Source organism: Beijerinckia sp. L45 (assembly GCF_009765775.1).
GTDB lineage: Bacteria > Pseudomonadota > Alphaproteobacteria > Rhizobiales > Beijerinckiaceae > RH-AL1.
The window spans coordinates 1-988 of record NZ_LMUU01000133.1; the positions used below are offsets into that span (position 1 = coordinate 1).

General features: G+C 66.9%; 1 protein-coding gene. It reads right to left on the bottom strand.

Annotation, left to right across the window (positions count from 1 at the left end):
• A partial coding sequence (locus tag GSQ79_RS14110; RefSeq protein WP_174243220.1) for a caspase family protein occupies window positions 1-913 on the bottom strand: 913 nt, incomplete at its 3' end.
• Window positions 914-988 lie beyond the last annotated feature (75 nt).

A 988-nucleotide genomic window follows, 5' to 3' on the forward strand; every position in this document is an offset into this window, starting at 1 on the left:
CGCGGCCATAGGCCGTCAAAAACTCCTGGTAGCCGCCGATCGTGTCGCGATCGAGCGCGGCGCTGTAAGCGTCGCTCACCGCGAAATCGCGGATCGGCTTGGTCCGCATCGCGGCGACGCTCGCCGTCGCCTGGGGCGTCGGAGCGCCCGGTCCGAGGTCGAAGAAGCGGAACGCCGTGTCGATCTTGGAAGAATCCCACGGCACCTCGGCACCCTTGGTCGCGTCGTTGACGCGCAGGCGCACACGATCGAACAGCTCGTCCGGCGCGATCCCGCCTTCGCGCATCATCGCCGCCAGCGCCTGGGCATAGGGACCATAATTCCCCTTGCCGACCGGCGCGACGGTGCCGGGCGCCGCATTGTAGGCGATCAGCGATCCCGGCGCCGCGTCGACGAGGGCCAAGCCACCGGCCAGCGGCGCCCCACCCTTGGCGAAGGGGCTGGGATAGGCGGCATCGAACACCGCGAACCGCGCCTTCAAATTGAGCCCGGCGAGCGGACCGGTGAGATCGCTGAGCCGGATGGCCTCGATCGGAATGTCGAGGTCATGCGCCACCGTCGCGCCGATCGGCACCAGGTAGTTCTCGTTGCCGTATTGCAGGCCGTAGCCGGCGACGTAGATGAAGGCGACGGTGTCGGGCCCGCCTGCACTGAGGCGTTTGAGAAACTCGCCGTAGGACTGGCGAAAGGTCTCGGCATCGAGGTCGCGGGCGCCGACGACGTCGAAGCCGGCAGCCTGCAGGGTCTGCGCGACCAGCCCGGCATCGTTGGCCGCCGTCGGCAGCGCGCCTGCGGCATAATTGGCGTTGCCGACGACGAAGGCGACGCGTTTCTCTTTTGTCTGCGCAAAGCTCGGCGAGAAGCCGACGACCGCGACGACCAGACCGACGAGAAATGTGATGACCTTGCGCATGCGTCCATCCCTATCGCAGCAACGTTTGCGCGCGACCTTTTGACGGCCGTCGCGTTGGTTCCGTAAATCTCTTGC